A 20,570-nucleotide genomic window follows, 5' to 3' on the forward strand; every position below is an offset into this window, starting at 1 on the left:
GCAGCTTGACTCTGTCTTTATATTTATGTTCCGTTTTTAGCGGAACATATTGCCCATACCGGTTATAATCAATGCATTGGCAAAGTCAATGAGGAACGCGCCAATGAGCGGTACTATGAGGAAGGCTTTGGGCGCCGGACCGTATTTTTCGCTGAGGGCGGCCATATTGACCAGGGCATTAGGCGTCGCACCCATGCCAAAGCCGACCATGCCGACCGACAGCTGCACTGCCTCGTAGTCACGGCCCATAATGAAGTATACCAACAGCCAGCAGAACAGCAGCATCAGGATGCACTGGCCAATCAAGATAATGGTCAGCGGGAGAGCAAGATTGATAAGCTCCCATAGTTTCAAACCGTTAATGGCCATCGTGAGATACACGGCAAGAGAAATGTCGGAAATGATTTCCACAGCACCTTCGTTAATCTCATAACTTTTACTGATATCGCCAATATTGCGGATGACCGCCGCCACGATCATGGCGCCGATATACGCAGGCAACGTAATGCCGGCCTTGTTGAGGTAGAAACTTACGATCGAACCAATCCCCATTGCCGCGAGGATGAAGCCAAGAGCTTTCATCAGCGTAGCGCCATCAACGGTATTCTCAGTTTCCTGAACAGCCGTTGCGGCGGCGTCAACGCGGATGCCTTGCTGCGCAGGAGTAGCAATGTTGTACTTCTTAATCAAGGTTTCACCAAACGGACCGCCCATGAGGCTGCCGGCTACCATACCGAACGTGGCGCAGGCAATGGCGGCCGTAGTCGCGCCGGTAACCCCCCAGCTTTCAAACAGCGGACCGAAAGCGCCGCCGGTACCCAGACCACCCATCAGGGTTACCGCACCGCCAATTATGCCAAACAGCGGATGGATGCCTGTGGCTTTCGCCAGGACAATGCCGATAACATTCTGGAGTACGGCAAGCACAACAGCTAAAACAAAAAAGATTATCAGCGGCAGCCCGCCGCGTTTGAGCAGCATAACGCTGGCGCCCATACCGATGGTGGTAAAGAACATGATCATGAGAGCCGTTTGCATGGTGCTGTCAAGCTCAAATCCCAGTATACCCTGGGTCCGCAGGAAAGTGGCCAGACTGGCAAAGAGCAGGCCGCCGACAACAGGAGCAGGAATGCTGAACCGCATCAGTAGGGGAATACGCCGCCGGATAGTCGCGCCAAGGTAGTAAACAATGATTGCCAGTGCTACTGTTTGAATCATATTTAGTTTTAGAATTAGAAGTCCATTTACAACTTTGGTTTCCATGAGGTCCCCCCCTTTTTATTTTGTCCCACTAATTATTTATTGAACAGAACCATGCGGCCAAGCATGATACCTTTTATTATTGTATTTATATGTCTACAAGAAACTACAAAAGACAACAAAAAATCTTGCGGTAAAAACTGAAAATTAAGTATGTTACTAATATAACAAATAGTTTGTTTCTATTAAACCATTGTATGTATACAGAATACTATTAATGAAACAATTGCTATTGTTTCGGCTGATATGTTAAGATATGTGTAAATAATCAAGAGAAAGCAAAGGCGCTTTAATCCCGCAACAACGGATTTAAAGCGCCTTCCTTAATAGACTCAACTGTCAGGAGAGTGAGCAAAATGAATACCAAAGCAAGTTTAGCCCGCAAAAAGAAGAACAATGTGGCCAGTGACAATAAAAACAAGATCATTCGTGGCAACGGCTGGACAATCGTCCGCGACAGTTACGACGCGGTAACCATCCGGATCGCCAATCCCGCCTGCTTTGCCAGCAGCTCCTATCAGAACGCAGTCAAAATGCTGGCCAACACCAAAAATGTCCGTATTATTTTAACCTATGTCAACTAACTTTTGGTCCACTTGCCCCCACCGGATTTGTTCCCGCAAGCTCTGAGGCCAATCCTCAGAGCCATTGTTTTCTAAAAGGCCAATTCACCCTGAACAGAAAGCTTCGCGGCCAAATTCACCACCTTCTGCTGGATCGCCGGCCAGGATACGACCAGCGAATTGTAGGCCAGTCCCGCTTCAGACCATCCTTTGCGCTCGCAAATCGCGTAGAGGCGGTAAGCCAGCGCCTTGGCCTGTTCCGCTCTCGCGCCGCCAAGAAAGTAGACCAGCCGGGCGGCGGCGTCTTCGCCACCTGCGCCCAGCAGCGCGTTAGTGATCTGCTGGGTAAAACGCCAGACAGTTATCCGGCCTTCATACCCGGGCTGCCAACCATCGGCCAGCTCTTCCCACTTCAGCAACCTGACCTTGCCTTTCGCCGCCGCCAGCACACCGTCACTCACCAGCCTTTCTACCGACGTATTCTTGGCGCGGGCCAAGACATCGGCCACGCCGAACGGCGCTTCGCTTAAGCCGAACTGTTCGAACCAGGCGAGGCAGAAACGGGTATCTTCGTCCAGCATGCCTTCCTGGGCCGCAAGATAGGCATCAAGCTCCTGATTGACAATCTGCAGCGCCGTCCGCACCGACATCGGTTCGCCATCGGCTTCATACACCTGGCGGTATTGGGAAAAGATGGCCATACCAGGTCCTATTGCCGCCTGCGCCAGGTCTACCGGCGGTATGTTGCTTTGTGCCAAACCCTTGAGCGCGGCCGGCAGTCCTCTTTTGACAGCCGCTACGAATTCCCGCCGTGTTGCCACCGGGGCGTCAGACGCTCTTTTGCGGCATACTAATACGATGGATGAAGCCAACGCGTTTTTGGTCGTTTTTCGGCCCGAAACCCGTTCTGTCCGCAGCGGCCAGGTACAAACAATCTGCAGCCCGGCGCCAATCAGTACCCCCAAGATGCTTTCCCAGGCGGTATAATACCCCTCGTCCTTTTCCGCTACTTCTTGCTCTTTGAAGGCATAATAAATCGTCGCCGGATAATCGTCGTTCATTGCTGCATAGATATTCTTTACCGCCCTTTCCAGCTGTCCGCGGAAGTGTTCACTGGCCCGCACCCTGTCCCCGTCAAACCGGTGCCGTGCCGCCACTATCTCCGCCGCTTTCGGCGTGGCCACCGTGGCAAACAGCTCCGGATAATCCTCTTTCAGCGCCTGGCGTAACACGCCGTAGAAAAAGTCGGCGAAATCGGCATAAGTAATACTGCTGTAGTATGGCGGATCGGTGGAAATCAGCCACTTGCCCGTATCGCCCCAGGCCGCGGCTGCATCTTTTTGTTCAGCCGTACCATATCCTTCTCCCGGCAACAGCTCCAGACATTTGGGAATCCATTCCAGCGAACCTTCCCAACTTCCTGTTGAGCCGCTGAACGGATTGGCTTCGGCATAGTCCCAAGCCATGGCCACCCCTTGTTCGGAAAAGGTCTGTTCGATGGTTTCCCGATGGATATTCCAGATCGCGAACGAACTGAGCCGGTTGGCCAGACGCCCTACCGCCAGGGCAAGATAGGTCGCTACCGCTGCGGCGTACTCCTCATCGCCGCCATCCTGCAAACATTGCGCTTTGGCTTCCTTTACCAACCCGGCAAAGGTCGCCAGTGCATAGCGCTGGCGCGGGTTGTACAGCGCGCCGATAGAAGCGTAACCATAGTTGGGCGGATTAAAATAGCCCGAAATTCGCGCTGCAGCTAAGTCGGTTAAAAAGTCGGACGTAGGCATGGGCTCGTTATTCTCACCGGGCGAAACATACATCTTGCCTTCCTTGCCTGCTACCACCTGAGCGATGACGGCGCCGCCGATGCGGCCTTGCTGGCCTAGTTCCCTGATATAATCCAAGGGGACCGGCGTACCGCAACAAATGCATTTGGCGCCGCGCCGGTCAACCGTCCCGGCAGGCGGTTGGCCCGGTCCTGTCCGCACAACAAAACTAACTTGCCCTTTGGCCCGGTCAACTTGCGGTTCAACCCAAACTTCCCGGCCCTTTTTGGCCGACAGCGTAAATTTGCTGGCGAGCGGCATATCACACCCGCAAGCCGGATTAGGACACTTAACCGTCCGCACCCACAGCCAGGCAATCACCGTCCCTTCGCCACCCGCGGCCGGCAGCGTCACTTTAGGATACAGGCGGCCTAACCGTTTTTCCGCTTCGTCCCGCAGCCACCGGCCATAGTAACGGACGTCGGCGGCCAGGCCGGCCGCCCCTTGCCAACCATTGTTTTGGCCAATTTCCCCCCGGGCTGCCGGGTTGACCGGCGGACGGCCCGCGAATTTAGCCGGTAATTCGATTAAGGCCTTGGTAATCAGCACCGCTACCGGATTTAAATCGCTTCCCCGCGCGCAAAGCCCCAGTCGCTGCGCTTCCAGCGGGATAGAGCCGCCGCCGCAAAAAGGATCGTATACCGGCGGCGGTTCGCCGCCGGTTGATTTCAATATTTCCGCGCGGGCCATTTCTAAAACTTGCTCATTACCGCTATTTTCCCACTTTACCAGGTCGCCGAGAATGGCAAACAGGCGCTGCCGCTCCTGCGCCTGTGCTTTTTCGTCAGGAAACTGTTCCGGGTGGCTGGAGGGATCGTCTACCAGCGAGGCAAACAGTACCGCCCGGCACACCGCGAGCGGCTTGCGGGACCACCATAAATGGAGCGTCGACGGGTGGCCCTGACGGATAGACTTTTCCCGCGCCGAGGCGTCGTTAATGACTTCCAGCGGCAGCGCCACTTCAATCAGCTTCTTTTTATATGCCACGCTATGCCTCCTGCCGTTTTTCTTGCCGCGCCAAGCTGCGGCAATTTGTCTTTCCAGCAGTTCTCTTTTTAATTATACCGCTTATACCGGATGCGACGCATGTCGCGCCAAAAAAGAAAAATACTTTTCACAACTTCGCGTACTACCCTGGAAAGTGGCAATCGGAAAGTGGTGCCACTTTCCACTATCCTGTTATAACAAAAAACACAGGCCTGATAAAAGCCTGTGTTATCGGTTCGAAAAATGGCCTGCCCGAGAGGATTCGAACCTCTGACCTTTTGATTCGTAGTCAAACGCTCTATCCAGCTGAGCTACGGGCAGACATTCATTAGGTCGGCTTCTTGCCTCACCGACAAAAAGCATTATAGCATAATACGTTGACGGTGTCAAATTTTTTCGGACAGAATTTTTATCCACAATTTCCACAAGGACAAACCCGCACAGACGCTGCATTTTTCTCGTTAGTTATCACTTTACTCCCCATCTTTATCCACAGGTTACCGCTATTTGTTTGGGGTTATTGGCTGCCCGTTATAGCCCTATCACCTGAACCCGTTCCCTTTTTATCCACATTTGTTGCCTTTTTGTGAATAATTCTGTGGATAATTTTTGATGTATCCACAGCCTAGCACCTAAAGCAAAAAAGCCCAACCAACAATGGTCGGGCGAAATAAGGCTGGCACTATGCCAACGGCCGGCTCCAGTCCACATACACGCCGGTATGCTCCCACAGCCGGGTCAGGGCCAATTTCAATTGTTCGACACTTTCCGTAGGAACGGCTACCGCATCCTTAAAGTCCCGCAGCGTCTTCTGCGCCATCCGGATAACATGCTTTGTCGACAGGAAGGCCTCTACCTGCCGCCGCTTGCCGTCGTCAGCCAAAATTACCTTTATGGTCTTAGTGGCCGGATCGTATTCAATATATCCGTTATCATTGGCATGGTGAATGGCTACGCGGTATATTTCGCTCATTTGCAACTCCTCGCCTTTAGAAAATAGAACTTTTACATATATACGGTTTGGAGCGCGAAAATCCTGCTTGCTACTTTATATTTTCCCCTGCCAAAATGCGGGCTATGCAACGCGAGATGAACCCAGCCCAGAGAACCAACCCGGGCTGCTTCGTTTTGTTTACTTGACTTCGAATTGGTCCTTCCGGCCTGACGGTTTTATAACATGTACGGCACAGGCTAAACAGGGGTCGAAGGAATGAACGGTACGAACAACGTCGAGCGGGTTGTCGGCATCAAGCACGGGTAGCCCGATCAGCGCTGTCTCCAGCGGCCCTGGCTGGCCCGCCTTGTCGCGGGGCGAGGCGTTCCAGGTGGTTGGCACCACGGCCTGGTAGCGTTCGATGCGGTGGTTGTTAATAACCACCCAGTGGCCGAGCGCGCCCCGCGGCGCTTCAGTAAGACCGACGCCGACACCCATGTACGGTATTTCCACGGCGGCCTCGCACGGCGCGCCGATTTCCAGTTCATCCAACCACGCCGGCAGCGTTCGGGCGACAAGTTTGGCTTCCAGCATGCGGGCAACGATCCGGTCCATCACCGAAACGCCATTGGTATAGCGTCCGCTCGTCCACATGCGGGCGAGCGGCCCCACTTCGCAAACCGTGCCGTCATAGCGCGGCGCCTTAACCCAACTGTAAGCGCCCGCTTTGTCGTACTGGGCCTGGGTAACCGCATCTGACGGGTTGCCGTCGCCGGCACTAGTATACCAGGCATGGGAAACGTCCTCGGTGATTTTTTCTTTGTCCAGCGCGACAAGTTTGCCATTAATATAGGCTCCGGGAGTAAATAAGAATTCCCGGCCGGCGTCATCAAGCGGGAAGGCGCCGTAGACGAGGAAATTGGCAGGACCGCGGCCCAGTTTGAAGTACTCGTTATACGCGGCGGCGATAACGCCCACGTCTTCCTGGTATTCGTTGTTTATAAAAGCGGCAACCTCGACCAGCAGCTTGCGGTAGGCGGCAATACGTTCTTTGGTCGCATTCTGGGTGACGCCGCCGGCAATGATCGATGCCTGGTGGGGCATTTTCCCGCTGAACTGGGCCACCATTTCATGGCATTTGCGGCGGATGTCGAGCGCCTTAAAGTAATGGCCCATCAGGCGGTCGCTTGTTTCCTTGTTCAAGCGGAAGTCGCCGTTATAGCGCGGGGTAAAGGGAGCGATATCCGGGCCCTGGACATAGTCGGGCAGCGACAGCTGATAGAAGTGAATAATGTGGGATTGTAGGTAGTTGCCGCCCAGGATGAGATTGCGGAGCAAGCGGCCGTTGCGGGGTACGGCAGCGCCTGATACATCATCAAGGGCCAGCGCGGCTGCCGTGGCATGGCTGACAGGGCAGACGCCGCAGATGCGCTGCGTCAAAAATACGGCATCACGGGGGTCGCGGCCGGCTAAAATCGGCTCAAAGCCGCGGTACAGCGTCCCGACGGCATGCGCATCCGTCACTTGGCGGCCGTCAACGGTGACTTCGATCTTCAGGTGTCCTTCCAGGCGCGTAACCGGATCAATGGATATGCGGCGCATTATTGTTCACCCCCGAAGATTTTCGCGTGGGGCGGCTGCGGCGACGGTGTACCGGCCGGCCCATACTCTTTAATTTTCACAAAGAAGGGCGCCGACGCATCGGGGAATTCCGGTCCGGTGCAGGACAGGCAAGGCGAGTTGGCCCCAACGCACCAATTAGCCCCGTTATTAAATTTCCGTTCGGCGCAGTCGCCAAAGGCCATTGGCCCTTTGCACCCCAGCTTATACAGGCATCCCGGTTCGGACAGCTTTTGCGCAAACCGGCCTTGGTCAAAGTCCGGCCGGCGCTCGCAAATATCGTGAATACTCTTGCCAAAAAACATGAGCGGCCGCTGCAAATTATCCAGTTCGGGCATGCCGTACCGGATAAGGTGAAGGAGCGTTCCCAGCACCCAGTCCGGATGGCTGGGGCAACCGGGCACATTGACGAGTGGCGTGCCGCGAACAACGGCGCTGACGGCCTTGCTGGCCGTCGGATTTATGCCGGCGGCGGGAATCCCCCCGTAGGCGGCGCAAGTGCCAACGGCCATGACGGCCTTGGCCTTAGCCGCCATTTTCCGTACCCAGTCTGCAAAAGGCACCGGCCGGCCTTTATGTTCGCCCAAGGTCGCGGCATGGCGGCCGGCGGCTACCGGCACCGCCCCTTCAACAACCAGATAATATTGACCGGCATAACGTTCACGGACTTCATCCAATACGGCCATGGCCGGCTCGCCGGCGGCGGCCATGAGGGTCTGGTGAAAATTCAAACTGATAATATCGGTTAGTACCTTGCCGATATCAGGCGCAACGCTGTTTAAAAGCGATACCGAACAGCCGCTGCATGATCCGCCCTGCAGCCACACTAAGGGTGGGTGCCCGGCGGCCGGGCCGCTGAACGCCTCGACAATTTCGGCGCGCAGGACATTGGATAGTCCCAGTGCGGCGCCAGTTGCCCCGCAAAGGCGCAGAAAGTCACGGCGGGTTAAGTTACGCATCCTTTATCCCTCCGAGTGTTTAAAGTATGTAAAGCAGTGTGGGCTTGGTACCGAAGTCAGGACGCAGGGGCCGTGCTTTCGGCAGCAGTTTGGCGAATTCACCCTGCGGGTTGTCCAGGTCGCCAAAGAAGCGCGCTTTCGTCAGACAAGTTTGTACACAAACCGGTTCGTGCCCCTTGGCCACTTCTGTCATCAGGCACAGGGTGCACCCCTGGACAACGCCCTCGCTCGCGATATGCGTACGGACGTTGTATGGGCAGGCGGCAATGCAGCGCCGGCAGCCCATGCATTTATTCTTGTCGACCAGCGTGACCCCAGTCTCATGTTTATAGGAAGCGGTCGTGGGACAGACCGGCACACACGGCGCGTCCTGGCAGTGCTGGCATTGAACCGGCAGGACGGTATATTTGACGTTAGGATATTTGCCCTCTTCCTTGTCTTCGAAGCGGATCAAGGCGTTTTCCGGCGGCAGTTCGTTCTGGGTCTGGCAGGCCACCTGACAAGCAAAACAGCCAATACATTTTTTCACGTCAATAATCATCGCATAACGCGGCATGCTTATTCACCCGCCTTTCGAATATGGACCGCCACTTCCATCATCATGGCATGCCCGGAAATGGGCTCGGTGCGGAAGGGCACAAAGTCGTTGGGATTAACGCCAAAGCCCCGTCCGGTTTTGAGGAATGGCGCAAAACGACCGTAGCCGGCCGGCAGGTACGCCGCATCCGGATGGATGCGTTCCGTCACCTTGGCCCGGACTTTACGGGTCGCAAGCGGCGAAGACACTTCGACCAGGTCGCCGTCTTTGATGCCGAGTTTTTTCGCCCGGTCGGCATTAATCCAAATGCGCTCAAAGTTATATTGGCGGGCAATCTCTAAGAGGTAAGGATCGCTGGCGCTTGAGGTATGGGACATAAAGGCCTGCTTGCCGTGGATGAGAACAAAGGTATTCTTATCGGCCTTAACAAGCGGCGGCTGCCATTTCGGCACCGGGTCGAAGCCGTTGTCGGCAAAGGCTTTGCAGTAGAGTTCCACTTTCTTCGATTCGGTCTTAAACTCCGGCACACCCGGCTTTTGGCCGCCCGGCAAACCAATGGTGCCTTTGGCCCGCAAGTCGTCAAGCGTGATGCCCAACGGTTTCACCATGGCGGCCGCTACTTCTTCCCGGGTGAAATTGAAGTATTTGCCTAGTCCCATAAAACTTGCCAGTTCGGTAATGATGTCGGCCAGATGCTTGGTCTCGGGGTGGATGACGTCAATCGCCTGCGAACGCATGGTGACGGCCGGTTTGCCGCCGGACAGACCGTCAGGCAGATCCTCGCGCTCGGCCGGGCTGCACTCGGGCAGGACATAGTGGGCGCACATGGCCGTTTCTGACCACTTAACGTCGCAGACGACCAACAGGTCAAGCTGTTTGTAGCCCTTCATCATAAATTCCGGATCGGGCGCGTTGCGCACCGGATTAATGCGGTGTAAAAAGCCGGCTTTGGCCCGCCCGTCCATGGCCATCTTGGGCATGAGGTGGACAATGCCCTGGCTCGGCTGGCATAATGGGAATTCCCCCTTGATACCGACGCCGTCACAGCGCGGCACTTTGGCTTTCGGCGGGGCGGGATATTTCTTGGGGTCGAGCGAGCCGAGTTTGGGACCGACCGGAAATTTCATGCCGCCGTCCTGGCCGTAGTTGCCGAGCAGGGCGTTGACGCAGGCCAGCGCGCGGAACATCTGCGTGCCGTTGGCGTAGTTGGTGCCATTAGGGGCCTTGTAACCCTGTTCGATGCAGCTGGCCGGCCGGTTTTGGCCCAGGCCGCGGGCAATCTCGTAAATGGTAGCGACCGGGATATCGGTGATCGCGGCCGCCCATTCCGGCGTGTACGGCGTCATGGCCTGCTTAAACTCGTCAAAGCCGACACAATGGTTGGTGACAAAATCCTTGTCATAGAGGTCTTCCGTAATTAGCACACGGGCAATGGCCAATAGCAGCGCCAAGTCGGTACCGGGCCGGATGGGAACCCACTGGCCAAAAAGACAGGACGCATTATGCCGGGGATCGACGACGACGATTTTCGCGCCCCGCTCATGGGCGGCAACAAGATTGGCTACGCTTGACGGGGACAATCCTTCGGCGTAATTGCGCCCCAAAAAGACGATATACTTGGTCTTACCGATGTCGGCTGTGGCCATGCCGCCGGTCGTCCATTTGTAGGCTACGTCGCGGGCGGTGCTGCACATCGAGTGATGGGACTGAATCGTCGATGACCCGACGGCCGCCAAAAACCTGTCCAGATAAAATTTACCGGTCGGCCTGGGATTATGGGAAATGAAGAATTTCTCCGGCCCGTGTTCGGCCAAAACCTGTTTGAGCTTGGCGGCAATTTCGGTGTACGCCTGCTCCCAGGTGATGGGAACATACCAGTTTTCCCCCATCCGTTTCATGGGATGGGTGATGCGGTCCTTGTGGTACGCCAGCAGCATGCCGGCATGGCCGCGGGCGCACAACCGCCCTTTGCTGGCAGGATGATCTTTTTGCCCGCTCACTTTCCAGATACGTCCGTTCTTCACATGCACCCACAGGCCGCAACCGGCCGAGCAGGTCTCACAAATGGACGGAACCTTGGTTACCGTGGCGGCACTGGCTTTTTTCAGCCAGTCGCCGAAGGAAAAGGTTCCGCCGGCGCCCAAGGCAGCGGCCGCTGTCGCCGCCGCTTTAAGAAAGGTTCGCCGGGTAAAACGTTTGGCCCACATTCCCGTTTTGCCTCCTTATAAATTGGTTTAGGCGCAAAATTCGTACCCTTTTCACAATTCAGATTAGTATTTCTTATGAAAAAATAATAAATTTTCTATTGGTATTTTCTACATTTATACGTCCCATTTCCTACCTTTTTAGCGGTCATAGCCAATCAGAATATTTTATACGGTTATAACCATCCGTCTTGCGTCGGTCTGTGCATAACGGCAACAAAGCTGCCCGGTCAGGCAGCTGCTTTATCGTTATCGCTATTTAATTATCGGCACGGTGTTGGCGCCGTGGGGCATGATGGTGATCGTATAATCTTTACGCCCCAGTTTCTCCTCGGCGATGGCCAGCGCTTCCGCAAGTGATGCGGCCGGAATCATGCCGGTCTTGGCAATAAAGTCCCGGTTTTCCGGCAGGGTAACGACGATATTGGGCGTTCGGCGCACATATTCGCCGCATTTTAGCGCTACAAAACCGGGGACCGTAAAGGCCTGGCGCAAGGCCAGTTCCCGGTCGTAAAGCGACTGGTACTCAAACCAATCGCTAAAATCAGGCGGCTCGGCAATATCCGGACATTCTAGCACCAAAATGACCACCCCATCGTCTTTGCAAGCCAGCATGGCGTTGTCCTGGGCCTTGGTTCCCTGGTACAAGTTGATGTCCTTGGGATACCCGCCGGCGCTGGCAATGACTAAGTCAGCCTTACCCTTGACCGGTACGCCGAAGATGGCTTCGACCGCGCGGCATCCTTCCTCCCAGGCAGCGCGCCAGTGGCCGGCCACAAACCGGGCGAACCGGCCTTCCGCCGTCATGATCGCATTCAGCAGAAAGGCGGGATTAAGCATGGCCGCAATTTCCATTAAATCTTCATGCATGGGGTTGCCGGCCAGTTTGCCGCTGTCACAGTAGGGACTTGTCCCTTTGCCAATCTCCTCGTGCAGACAAAAGGTATGGTTAGCCTGAATAGTTTGGTAGCTGGCAATGCCTGGGACAATGCCCTTGCGGCCGCCGCCAAACCCGGCCATGGAATGATAAACGATGCCGCCGGTCAGGATGACTTTGTCGGCGCCGACGACATGGCGGTTAAGGCAAGCCCGTACGCCCCGGCTGGTGGTGCCTACATATACGAATTCCTCCTCGTCCAGGGCATAGCTTTGCAGGATGCGGATCCGGCTAACCACTTCCCGGCCATAGGTCGCCACGTGCTCGGCCTCACTGTGCCGCCGGTGCGCGCCAAGGGCAACAACAAGGAAGATATCTTTATCCGGAACCCCGGCGCCATTCAGTTCGTCCAGCAGGACGGGTAGAAACCGGTCTTGTTTTAACCACGCCCGTGTTACATCGCTGGCAATGATCGCCACCCTGTCACCCGGGTTTACCACTTCCGCCAGCGGCGGCGCGCCAATTGGACGGCGCAGCGCGTCCTGTACGGCCGCCCGCACGTCGGTAACCGGTTGCACGGGCCTTCCTTCGATAACTTCCAGGATTTTTTCGTCCGGTAGCGTGACCGGCAAAGACCCCTTGCCAAAGCCGAGATGAAAGGTCGCCATATTTTAGCCTCCTTTAAATTACGGAAAAGCCCAGGGCAAATTTCCGGCGAAAACTTGCCCTGGGGCCTATTTAGCAGAACGCAAACATATATTTATTATTATAGCAACCGGAAAACGAAGGGGTCAAGCAGTGACGCCAAAACCTTGCATCCGACAGAAAAAGAAGGAGAGTGTTAGGATGTATACCGCTCAGCATGACGCCATCCGCCAGTTAATCGAACGGCTTAACCAAGGCTTCAGCCGCCTCAATGACAACCAGCAGAAATTAGAACTTTTGCTGGCCAAACTGCTCGACTCGGTCGAAAGCACCCGTGACGAGGTGCGGCAGCTCCGGGACGAGGTTACCGCTGCCCGCAGCCAGATGGGTAAACTGTCCCGCAGCATGCGGCGCCGCATCTACGACTAGCGTGGAAAAACCGGGCCAAAGCCCGGCGTTTTCACATTACTTGGCCTTTTTCAGGTAGCTGGTATCTATAATCTGCTTGGGATCAGGCTTAGTGTTAATAATCTTCTTGTCGTAATACAAGTTGATAATCTTATTCATGTTATCGTAGAAAACGCCGGGTTTGTCGGCATCGCCGAACATCTTCACATTATCCTGGTAATTGATAAGCTTAATCACCTGCAGGTTCTCCTTCATTTCCTGCTCGCTGATCTTCAGGCCCTGGGCCATGATTTTATTGCCCTCATCCGGATTGGCGGCATACCAGTCCATAGCGTCCTTCATGGCGTTGACCACGCCCTGCAGGACGTCCGGGTTTTCCTTGGCAAAATCGGCATGGAAGGCGATCGTGTCGACAATTACGCCGGGGAAGTCTTTGGAGGTGGCCAGCACTTTGCCTTTACTTTCTTTAGTGGCTTTGCTCAGCCACGGTTCCCAGGTGACGGCGGCGTCAATCTTGCCGGAGACGAAGGCCGCCCCGGCGTCACCGCCGGTCATCTGCACAATTTTTATGTCTTTCTCCGTCATACCTGCTTTGTCCAGCACCATTGTCAAAAAGACATGGGCCGCCGTGCCGTAGTCAAAGGCCACTTCTTTGCCTTTGAGGTCCTGTACCGAATTAATGCCATCCTTCACCAGGATCCCGTCGCCGCCGGCTGAGTCGGCAAGGGCCCAGATAACTTTCACGGGCAGACCGGCGGCCACTGTTTGGGAAACAATATCAAACGTGATGGCCAGTCCGTCAACTTTCTTACCGGCCAGCGCTTGCTTGCGCTCGGCGAGTCCCTGAATCATCTGAATATCCATGTCAATGCCGTATTTCTTGAAGAAGCCCTTGTCGCGGGCAATAAACAAGGGGCCAAATCCCGACCAGGTAGAAATAGCGATCTTAACCTGCTTAGTCTTGGGCGCTGCCGCTTGCTGCGGCTGCTGGCCGGAGCCGCACCCGGCCGCGAACCCGGCGACAAACAGCATAAGCGTAAGTACGGCGGTAAGTTTAAACCACTTTTTCGACACACTCTCCACTCCTTCATCATATTAAAGTGTTACTATAATAATATGATATATTGGTGTAATATTCCTGCCGAAATTAAAAAAAATTAAATTGCCGGGGGGGCAGGCTTGACTTATTTAAAAATTGACTTATTTCGCTTTTTGCCCGTGTTTCAAAAGAACCGCCCTCCGGCACAACCAGGCAATAAAAAAGACGGCCGGTAAACTCTACCCCAACCGTCTCCACTATTCTACTCCTGTACCAGCGACCGGGCAATTTTCAACAGTTCCTCCTTAGGTAGACGCCCCTCCACCGTCACTTCCCGGCCGTGCAGGATGATCGTAATCTGATTGCTATTCTGGCCTTCCGCTGACCGTTCCCGCGCTACGGCCGGACGTTCATCGGCATTGGCTGGCGGCTGAGCCGTAACCGCTTTTTGCGTGAGCGCTGCCGCTTGCCGCCCCTTCCCGGCGCTAGCCGCCTGCGCGGCGTCAATACGCCGCTGGGTCACAATCACTTCGCCGCGGTCACTGTCAAAGATTTGCCGCACCGCACCGGTGACTTCGTCTACCGCTACTGTCCGCGCCGCTTTGCCGGCGAGCGTAAACAGCGCGATTTTTTCCTCACCGCCTGCCGAATTGACTGGCGCCTGGCCGCTCTTTACCTCTTCCTGGGCTATCCGCGGCGTCGCTTCGTCAGGCTTTGCCGTCCGCGGCGACGAACTTTCGGACGCCGCCGGACGGACGGAGGATGTCAAATCGCGCGGCGTCTCGGCTAATTGCGGCTCTTGCCGCGGCAGACCGGACGCAGCAGCATCTGCCAGACTATTTGCTGCATCCGGCGTCTGCGCCACTTTTTCAATAACAACCGTTCCTTCGAGCGGCGGCAGGACTTGCGGGCCGTCCTGGGGAACACCGGGGGCCAAAGAGAAGACCACCAGCGCCGCCGCTGCTACGACCGCGCCGGCAACGCCTGAATACAGCCAGGCCAGGCGCCGCTTCCGCCGCGCCGCCGACAGCTCGGCCGCCACCTGGTCTACCGTTTGCCGCAACCATTTTGCCGACGGCTGTTTAACCGGCGCCGTCTGCTTCACCAATGAAGCGACCGCTAATAATTCCTTGGTTTCCCGGTCACAGTCGTGGCACTCGGCGGGCCGCCCGGCATTCAGCCGGTCAATGGCCCGGGAAAGTTCTTCCAACAGGTATTGTTCTTTATTGGCCGGCATAGTCCACACCTCCTAGTCCAAAATTCCCTGTTCTACGAACATCTTGCGCAAATTCTTGAGCGCCCGCTGCTGCAGCATCTTGAGGGCCGCTTCCGTCTTGCCCATGATGGCCGCCGCTTCGCGTACCGACAAGCCGATCACAATCCGCAGTTCTACGGCCTGCCGCTGCTCTGGCGGCAGCTTATGCACCAGCCGGGCTACTTCCTGTTGACGTTCGCTATAAATAGCCGCTTCTTCCGGCTTGGCTCCGTCATCCAGGAGCGGCTGCTCGTATTCGGCGATATCAATTAAAGGTGGCGTCCGCCCCTTTTTCCGCCAAAAGTCCGTAATCAAATTAAGAGCGATGCGGCCAAGGTAGGTTTTAAAATTAGCGTTTGTCTGCCGGTAGCGTGGCAAAGCGCGGAGAGCTTTTAAAAATGTCTCCTGGGTAATCTCCTGCGCATCGTCGGCATGGCCGACTTTATGATAAACTAAGCGATAGACTGGCTGCCAATACGCAAGTATCAGCGTATTAAGCGACTCGCGGTCGCCCGCCTGCGCTTTCGCAATCAGCGCCTGTTCGTCCGTCACTGCTTTCCCCCTTTCCGACCGCACCACGGTTGGCCACTAATTAAACGCATGTCGTAAACAAAAGGTAACGCCATAATTTCAATTTCCCCACGCCGGCCGAAAATAATGCCTGTCAAGCCAAAATCAATCAGCCATGGCAATGGTGCGGTTGAAGGTAATACCATCCTACCGGCGAAAATAGCAAAGCAGACCAGTCATTCAGGCTTTGCCAAGCCACCGTAGCAAAACTTCGAACTAATTGGAAATTTGCGCTAGCTATCGACTAGTCATTCAACTCAAGAGGTAAAATATGTTTAGATTACCTCAACGGGGAGGAATAACGGTGGTACGCCAACTTGTCAGCCGCGCCGCCAGTCTCAGCCTCATCCTGAAATTCGTCGGTCAGGTTTTTCCTATGGTGAACCGCGAACTCGCCGGTTGGCGCGAACATGCCGGCCGCCAAGCTTGTCCCCAGCTTGCCGAACAAGCCCTGGCCAGCATTCGCGACAAAAGATTTCACTGCCAGGGAGGCAGCATCTATAGCTTATATGAGGGCGTATCAACCCCTGATTTTATCCGGTTGGTAGTGGCTCTCCAGACCATCAGTGATTATCTGGACAACCTCTGCGATCGTGCCGGCATTAGTGATGAGGCGGCCTTTCGTCAGCTCCACCTGGCCATGACCGCGGCCCTCGACCCCGGCGCGCCGCTACAGGACTACTACCGCCATTACCCGTTTCACGACGACGGCGGCTACCTGGCGGCCCTGGTCCGCACCTGCCAGCAGGAAACTGCCAAACTGCCGGCTTACCCGGTGGTAAAACCCTATGTCCTGCGCCTGGCCGGCCTGTATAGCGAGCTCCAGACTTACAAGCACCTGGACCCGACGGTACGGGAAGCAAAAATGCACGCCTGGGTCGCCTGCCACCTCGGCGCCTATCCCGGCATCACCGGCTGGGAGTTCGCCGCCGCCACCGGCTCAACGCTGGGGATGTTTATGCTGTGCGCTGCCGCGGCCAACCCCCGCCTTACGGCGGCTCAGGCGCAAAGATTTGACGCCGCTTATTTCCCCTGGATTTCCGGGCTCCATATCCTCCTTGACTATTTTATCGATGCGGCCGAAGACCGGGCCCACGGCGACCTTAACTTTGTGGCCTACTACCGAAGCGACGCCGAAATAACCCAGCGGCTCACCCTTTTTCTGCGTGAAGCCCTGGCCCGGGCGGCGGCCTTGCCTGCCCATCCCTTTACGGAAACAGTCATCTACGGTCTGGTTGCCATGTACTTATCCGACCCCAAGACCGAAGCGCCCCGCGAACGGGCCATCAAGCAGGCGCTACTCGCTGCCGCCGGTCCCTACGCCAGGTTTGTCCACTGGCTCTGCCGCCTGCTGCGGCGGAGCAAGATATTGTAGCAGATAAGGCAAACAGCAGGTTCAGCCTAATTCGCTGACCTGCTGTTATTTTACGCACACTGACTATAGCCTGCTACGCCAAGCATAGATCGCAGCTCGTCGCCGCTAATGGCCTCGCGGTCAAGCAGGGCGGCGACCACCCTGTCGCGCGCTGTCTGCTGGTCGCGCAGAATGGCACGCACCGCTACCTCCACATCACTTAAGATAGCCGTAATGGCGTTATGCAGTCTCTCTTTCGGCATATCCTCAGGCGAAACAATCCCCAGCTCGGACATGCCGCCGAAAATAATCTGCTTGGCCAAATCGGCAGCCTGCTTAAAGTCATTGCCCGCCCCCGTACTGCGGTTACCGAACTCCAGTTCCTCCGCCACCGCCCCGGCTAAGGCCACGGCAATACGGCCGCGCAGATAATCGACGGTATAGAGGTACATATCATCCTGCTGAGTCTGGCGCACATAGCCCAGAGCATTGCCGCGAGAGGCGACATTAACACTGGCGACCGAGCCGGGCTGAACAAACTCGCTGACAATGGCGTGGCCGGCTTCATGAACGGCGATGCGGCGTTTTTCTGCCGGACTGGGCAAGCGGTCAAGCTTTTCACCCATAATCACTTTATCGACCGCCGCCCGCAGGTGGGCGTGGGTAATTTGGGCCGCCCCTTCCCGTAGAGCGATAATGGCCGCTTCGTTAGCCACGCTTTCCAGATGGGCGCCGGAAAAACCGAAAGTGTCCCGGGCAATCTCTTCGAGCGAAACGTCATCGGCCAGCGGCTTATTCCGGGTGTGAAGCTGCAAAATGTGCAGCCGGCCCGTTTTGTCCGGCAAGTCAACCTTTACCTGCCGGTCAAACCGCCCCGGCCTGAGCAGGGCCGGGTCGAGAATATCCAGCCGGTTGGTTGCGCCGATAACCAGCAGCCGAACTTTATCGTCGCCGGACAGGCCGTCCATCTGGACCAGTAGTTCATTAAGCGTCTGGTCGTATTCCAAATGGCCATGGTGCTGCCCCCGTTTGCCGCCCAACACCTCGATTTCATCAATAAAGATGACGGCACTCGTCTTACCTTGCCGCATCGCCAGGGTGCGGGCCTGCTTGAATAGCTGCCGTACCCGCTGGGCGCCAACACCCACATACATTTCAACAAACTCGGAGCCGCTGGCCGCGACAAAGACCGAGTCCATATACTTGGCGGCCGCCTTGGCCAAAAGCGTTTTTCCGGTACCGGGCGGCCCACTGAGCAGGATGCCCTTAATGGGCCTGATGCCAAGGCTCTTAATCCGCTCGACATCTTTTATGAAATCAAGAGCTTCCCGCAGCTCTTTTTTGGCCACTTCCTGGCCGCCGATATCTTCAAAGTCAATAAGCCGTTCCTCAGTGCTGCGTCCGCCCACGACGGCGAAGGATTTACCGCCCGGACGGTTAACACCCATGTACACCGCTGCTGCAATCAGACCCAGCACAAACAAAACCGGCAGAATATTTACCCCCTGCCACAGGAGGTATAAAATCAGTCCAGTCACAATACCCGTGCCAACTTCCAGGAAATACATCATTTCACCTCCCGCCCGTCAATTGTCCGGGGCACCACTTCGTACATTTCACCGCCATCCTTGGTCATTTTCAGATAAACATGGCGGGCGTCGACATAGGCCTGGACGGCGACGCCGCTTCGGGCGGCCTGCTCCTGCAGGCGCTCGGCCATAAGGGCGAAATTGCCGGTGAAAATAGCCTCCTGGACGAAATAATGAACCCTGTAATAGAACTGCTCTAATTCAGGTGTCCGATTGTCATGAATTATAATTTTAAAACCCCTGGCGCCTAAAATTTGTCTGCTGCCATCGGTAATTTCACTATATGTCTTCGGCAGATTGCCTACCTGGTGAAGCGTAACATGGATTTTAACCTCCTCTTTTTTCGTTCCCTCTTCCCAGGTAGCGCTTTCCACGCCGTCAATACCCTGCAGCATCTTGTCAAGCGGTTTGGCTACGGCGTATTTCTGCCACAGCACTTGGCCGCCGGCAAGCAGAGCGATGGTAAGCACGACCGACATTAAACCGATAAGCAAGTTATATTTGCGTTGCATCTTCTCCCTCCTACACGGCAAGCCATAAATCGACACTATTATACCACTTTTCTGTCGATAAGGGGAAGATATAGCACGGGTGATATATTAACGCCAGATAAAATTATATATGTTTTGCTGCCGATAATATAGAAAAGCTGCGCCACAGGCGCAGCTTCCACTATTTACTTTTTCATTTGCGCCGCCGTCTGGATGAGCGCTACCACCAGCTCGGCCGTCTTATACAGGTGTTCTTCCTTAATAAATTCATCCGTAGTATGGACCTTGTTCATGCCGGTGCCCAGCACCGCCGTAGGAACGCCATAGCTGTTGAAAAAGTTGGCGTCGCTGCCGCCGCCGGTGCCTGTCAGCTTCGGCTCAAGGCCGATACTTTCCGCCGCCTGCTTAGCCAGCGCCACGACCGGCGCGTCCGGAGACAAGACATAGGGTTCGTAGGCTTTCGTCACTTTCACTTCGGCCCGGGCGCCATTTGCCGCCGCCACCCGCTCAAAAGTGGCTACCATGTGCTCGGTTTGAGCCTCAAGTTTCGCCAGGTTGCGGCTGCGGGCCTCGCAGGTAATTTCCACCCGGTCGGGCACGATGTTGGTGGCGCCGCCGCCTTTAATATTGCCCACGTTGGCCGTCGTCTCTTCGTCAATCCGGCCGTCCTTGAGTTCGGCCAGAGCCTTGCCGGCGACGACAATGGCATTAACCCCTTCCTCCGGGGCCAGGCCGGCATGAGCGCTCTTGCCGTGGATGACGACATTGATCTTATTTTGACCGGGCGCGGCGACGATAATCTTGCCCGGTTCGCCACTGGAGTCGAGCGCATAGCCCAAGTCGGCCTTGAGCCAAGCCGGATCCATATTCTTGGAACCATTCAGACCGCCTTCCTCGGCTACGGTAAAGACCACCTGAATGTCGCCATGCGGCAGCTGCTTTTCACGCAGGACGCGCAGCGCTTCCATAATGGCTTCCACGCCGGACTTATCGTCACTGCCAAGGATGGTGTCGCCGGCCGAGGTGATAATGCCGTCTTTCAGCACCGGCTCAATACCCGCGCAAGGCTCGACGCAGTCAAGGTGGGCGCTGAGCATCAAAACCGGCGCCGTCGGTACGGAGCCCTTGAGATAAGCAAAAACATTGCCGCAGTTGCCGCCGATTTTTTCGCCCACATTGTCTTCCGTTACTTCCAGGCCAAGCGCCGTAAGCCGCGCTTTCAACAGGTCGGCCACTTCCCGTTCGGCTCTGGTAGAACATTTGATTTTAACCAGTTCAAAAAACTCGGCCAGCATACGTTCCCGATTTATCATGCCTTAAAACCTCCTCTAGGCGTTTACACATAACAAAATTAGCCGGCAAACCGACCTATTCCTCCTTTCCGTGCGTCCCAGGCATGGAAAAAGTATGCTCCGGCGCATACTAACGGCGAACTGCTTTAAGAGAGGAAGGTA

17 protein-coding genes and 1 tRNA gene are annotated in these 20,570 nt (G+C 55.7%); 3 read left to right on the forward strand and 15 right to left on the reverse strand.

What is annotated here, in order from left to right; translation table 11 throughout:
• Positions 1-36 precede the first annotated feature (36 nt).
• Positions 37-1,263 carry a sodium/glutamate symporter gene (gltS, locus tag BLQ99_RS10980; protein ID WP_093690936.1) on the reverse strand — a complete coding sequence of 409 codons (1,227 nt, stop codon included), beginning with the start codon at positions 1,261-1,263 and terminating at the stop codon, positions 37-39.
• A gap of 353 nt (positions 1,264-1,616) precedes the next feature.
• Here gltS and BLQ99_RS10985 point away from each other — a divergent pair, with 353 nt between their 5' ends.
• Positions 1,617-1,844, forward strand: coding sequence for a hypothetical protein (locus BLQ99_RS10985; RefSeq protein ID WP_093690938.1), 228 nt, complete (start codon positions 1,617-1,619; stop codon positions 1,842-1,844).
• A gap of 71 nt (positions 1,845-1,915) precedes the next feature.
• Here the strand turns inward: BLQ99_RS10985 and BLQ99_RS10990 are convergent, their stop codons facing one another.
• The 8 genes from BLQ99_RS10990 to larAH10 form a co-directional block, all read right to left on the reverse strand.
• A complete protein-coding gene (locus BLQ99_RS10990; RefSeq protein WP_093690940.1) occupies positions 1,916-4,633 on the reverse strand; it encodes a DUF1156 domain-containing protein in 2,718 nt (905 codons plus the stop codon).
• 244 nt (positions 4,634-4,877) lie between these two features.
• Positions 4,878-4,954 (reverse strand) — tRNA-Arg (locus BLQ99_RS10995).
• Positions 4,955-5,315: 361 nt separating this feature from the next.
• Positions 5,316-5,606: a hypothetical protein gene (locus BLQ99_RS11000; RefSeq protein ID WP_093690942.1), complete on the reverse strand. Its 291-nt coding sequence runs from the start codon at positions 5,604-5,606 to the stop codon at positions 5,316-5,318.
• Positions 5,607-5,765: 159 nt separating this feature from the next.
• Positions 5,766-7,169, reverse strand: a complete 1,404-nt coding sequence (locus tag BLQ99_RS11005) for a nickel-dependent hydrogenase large subunit (protein ID WP_093690944.1) — start codon at positions 7,167-7,169, stop codon at positions 5,766-5,768.
• Entirely contained in the window at positions 7,169-8,146 is a 978-nt protein-coding gene (locus BLQ99_RS11010) for a hydrogenase small subunit (protein ID WP_093690946.1), read from the reverse strand. The genes BLQ99_RS11005 and BLQ99_RS11010 overlap by 1 nt, the downstream gene beginning before the upstream one ends.
• A 19-nt stretch (positions 8,147-8,165) precedes the next feature.
• Positions 8,166-8,702 (reverse strand): 4Fe-4S dicluster domain-containing protein, encoded by a 537-nt coding sequence (locus tag BLQ99_RS11015; RefSeq protein WP_093690948.1) that lies wholly within the window; start codon positions 8,700-8,702, stop codon positions 8,166-8,168.
• Positions 8,703-8,704: 2 nt separating this feature from the next.
• On the reverse strand, positions 8,705-10,891 hold the full coding sequence (locus BLQ99_RS11020) for a molybdopterin-containing oxidoreductase family protein (protein ID WP_093690949.1): 2,187 nt from the start codon (positions 10,889-10,891) through the stop codon (positions 8,705-8,707).
• 252 nt (positions 10,892-11,143) lie between these two features.
• Positions 11,144-12,433: an NPN-dependent 2-hydroxyacid racemase, LarAH10 family gene (gene larAH10 / locus BLQ99_RS11025; RefSeq protein ID WP_093690950.1), complete on the reverse strand. Its 1,290-nt coding sequence runs from the start codon at positions 12,431-12,433 to the stop codon at positions 11,144-11,146.
• A gap of 178 nt (positions 12,434-12,611) precedes the next feature.
• On the opposite strand from larAH10, the gene BLQ99_RS11030 reads away from it, so the two are divergent.
• The gene (locus BLQ99_RS11030; protein ID WP_093690952.1) at positions 12,612-12,839 is read left to right on the forward strand and encodes a hypothetical protein; all 228 of its coding nucleotides are present in this window, start codon (positions 12,612-12,614) and stop codon (positions 12,837-12,839) included.
• A gap of 36 nt (positions 12,840-12,875) precedes the next feature.
• On the opposite strand, the gene BLQ99_RS11035 is transcribed toward BLQ99_RS11030, so the two are convergent.
• The 3 genes from BLQ99_RS11035 to BLQ99_RS11045 all read right to left on the reverse strand — a co-directional run bounded on the left by BLQ99_RS11035 (position 12,876) and on the right by BLQ99_RS11045 (position 15,664).
• Positions 12,876-13,892, reverse strand: coding sequence for an ABC transporter substrate-binding protein (locus BLQ99_RS11035; protein WP_216093664.1), 1,017 nt, complete (start codon positions 13,890-13,892; stop codon positions 12,876-12,878).
• Between the two features lie 227 nt (positions 13,893-14,119).
• Positions 14,120-15,094 (reverse strand): hypothetical protein, encoded by a 975-nt coding sequence (locus tag BLQ99_RS11040; RefSeq protein ID WP_093690954.1) that lies wholly within the window; start codon positions 15,092-15,094, stop codon positions 14,120-14,122.
• 12 nt (positions 15,095-15,106) lie between these two features.
• Positions 15,107-15,664 carry an RNA polymerase sigma factor gene (locus tag BLQ99_RS11045; RefSeq protein WP_093690956.1) on the reverse strand — a complete coding sequence of 186 codons (558 nt, stop codon included), beginning with the start codon at positions 15,662-15,664 and terminating at the stop codon, positions 15,107-15,109.
• A gap of 289 nt (positions 15,665-15,953) precedes the next feature.
• Between BLQ99_RS11045 and BLQ99_RS11050 the strand changes: the two genes are divergently transcribed.
• Positions 15,954-17,057, forward strand: a complete 1,104-nt coding sequence (locus BLQ99_RS11050) for a tetraprenyl-beta-curcumene synthase family protein (RefSeq protein ID WP_245690438.1) — start codon at positions 15,954-15,956, stop codon at positions 17,055-17,057.
• Positions 17,058-17,107: 50 nt separating this feature from the next.
• Here the strand turns inward: BLQ99_RS11050 and BLQ99_RS11055 are convergent, their stop codons facing one another.
• The 3 genes from BLQ99_RS11055 to BLQ99_RS11065 form a co-directional block, all read right to left on the reverse strand.
• On the reverse strand, positions 17,108-18,604 hold the full coding sequence (locus BLQ99_RS11055; RefSeq protein WP_093690960.1) for an AAA family ATPase: 1,497 nt from the start codon (positions 18,602-18,604) through the stop codon (positions 17,108-17,110).
• Positions 18,604-19,137 (reverse strand): hypothetical protein, encoded by a 534-nt coding sequence (locus tag BLQ99_RS11060; RefSeq protein ID WP_093690962.1) that lies wholly within the window; start codon positions 19,135-19,137, stop codon positions 18,604-18,606. The genes BLQ99_RS11055 and BLQ99_RS11060 overlap by 1 nt, the downstream gene beginning before the upstream one ends.
• A gap of 164 nt (positions 19,138-19,301) precedes the next feature.
• Positions 19,302-20,429, reverse strand: coding sequence for a M20/M25/M40 family metallo-hydrolase (locus BLQ99_RS11065; RefSeq protein ID WP_093690964.1), 1,128 nt, complete (start codon positions 20,427-20,429; stop codon positions 19,302-19,304).
• Positions 20,430-20,570 lie beyond the last annotated feature (141 nt).

The organism is Sporolituus thermophilus DSM 23256 (assembly GCF_900102435.1).
Lineage (GTDB): Bacteria > Bacillota > Negativicutes > Sporomusales > Thermosinaceae > Thermosinus > Thermosinus thermophilus.

Excerpts from the sequence above, each read along its gene's own strand:
- gltS (WP_093690936.1), bottom strand. The coding sequence starts at position 1,263 with ATGGAAACCAAAGTTGTAAATGGACTTCTAATTCTAAAACTAAATATG.
- BLQ99_RS10985 (WP_093690938.1), top strand. The coding sequence starts at position 1,617 with ATGAATACCAAAGCAAGTTTAGCCCGCAAAAAGAAGAACAATGTGGCC.
- BLQ99_RS11000 (WP_093690942.1), bottom strand. The coding sequence starts at position 5,606 with ATGAGCGAAATATACCGCGTAGCCATTCACCATGCCAATGATAACGGA.
- BLQ99_RS11005 (WP_093690944.1), bottom strand. The coding sequence starts at position 7,169 with ATGCGCCGCATATCCATTGATCCGGTTACGCGCCTGGAAGGACACCTG.
- BLQ99_RS11010 (WP_093690946.1), bottom strand. The coding sequence starts at position 8,146 with ATGCGTAACTTAACCCGCCGTGACTTTCTGCGCCTTTGCGGGGCAACT.
- BLQ99_RS11015 (WP_093690948.1), bottom strand. The coding sequence starts at position 8,702 with ATGCCGCGTTATGCGATGATTATTGACGTGAAAAAATGTATTGGCTGT.
- BLQ99_RS11020 (WP_093690949.1), bottom strand. The coding sequence starts at position 10,891 with ATGTGGGCCAAACGTTTTACCCGGCGAACCTTTCTTAAAGCGGCGGCG.
- larAH10 (WP_093690950.1), bottom strand. The coding sequence starts at position 12,433 with ATGGCGACCTTTCATCTCGGCTTTGGCAAGGGGTCTTTGCCGGTCACG.
- BLQ99_RS11030 (WP_093690952.1), top strand. The coding sequence starts at position 12,612 with ATGTATACCGCTCAGCATGACGCCATCCGCCAGTTAATCGAACGGCTT.
- BLQ99_RS11040 (WP_093690954.1), bottom strand. The coding sequence starts at position 15,094 with ATGCCGGCCAATAAAGAACAATACCTGTTGGAAGAACTTTCCCGGGCC.
- BLQ99_RS11050 (WP_245690438.1), top strand. The coding sequence starts at position 15,954 with ATGTTTAGATTACCTCAACGGGGAGGAATAACGGTGGTACGCCAACTT.
- BLQ99_RS11055 (WP_093690960.1), bottom strand. The coding sequence starts at position 18,604 with ATGTATTTCCTGGAAGTTGGCACGGGTATTGTGACTGGACTGATTTTA.
- BLQ99_RS11060 (WP_093690962.1), bottom strand. The coding sequence starts at position 19,137 with ATGCAACGCAAATATAACTTGCTTATCGGTTTAATGTCGGTCGTGCTT.
- BLQ99_RS11065 (WP_093690964.1), bottom strand. The coding sequence starts at position 20,429 with ATGATAAATCGGGAACGTATGCTGGCCGAGTTTTTTGAACTGGTTAAA.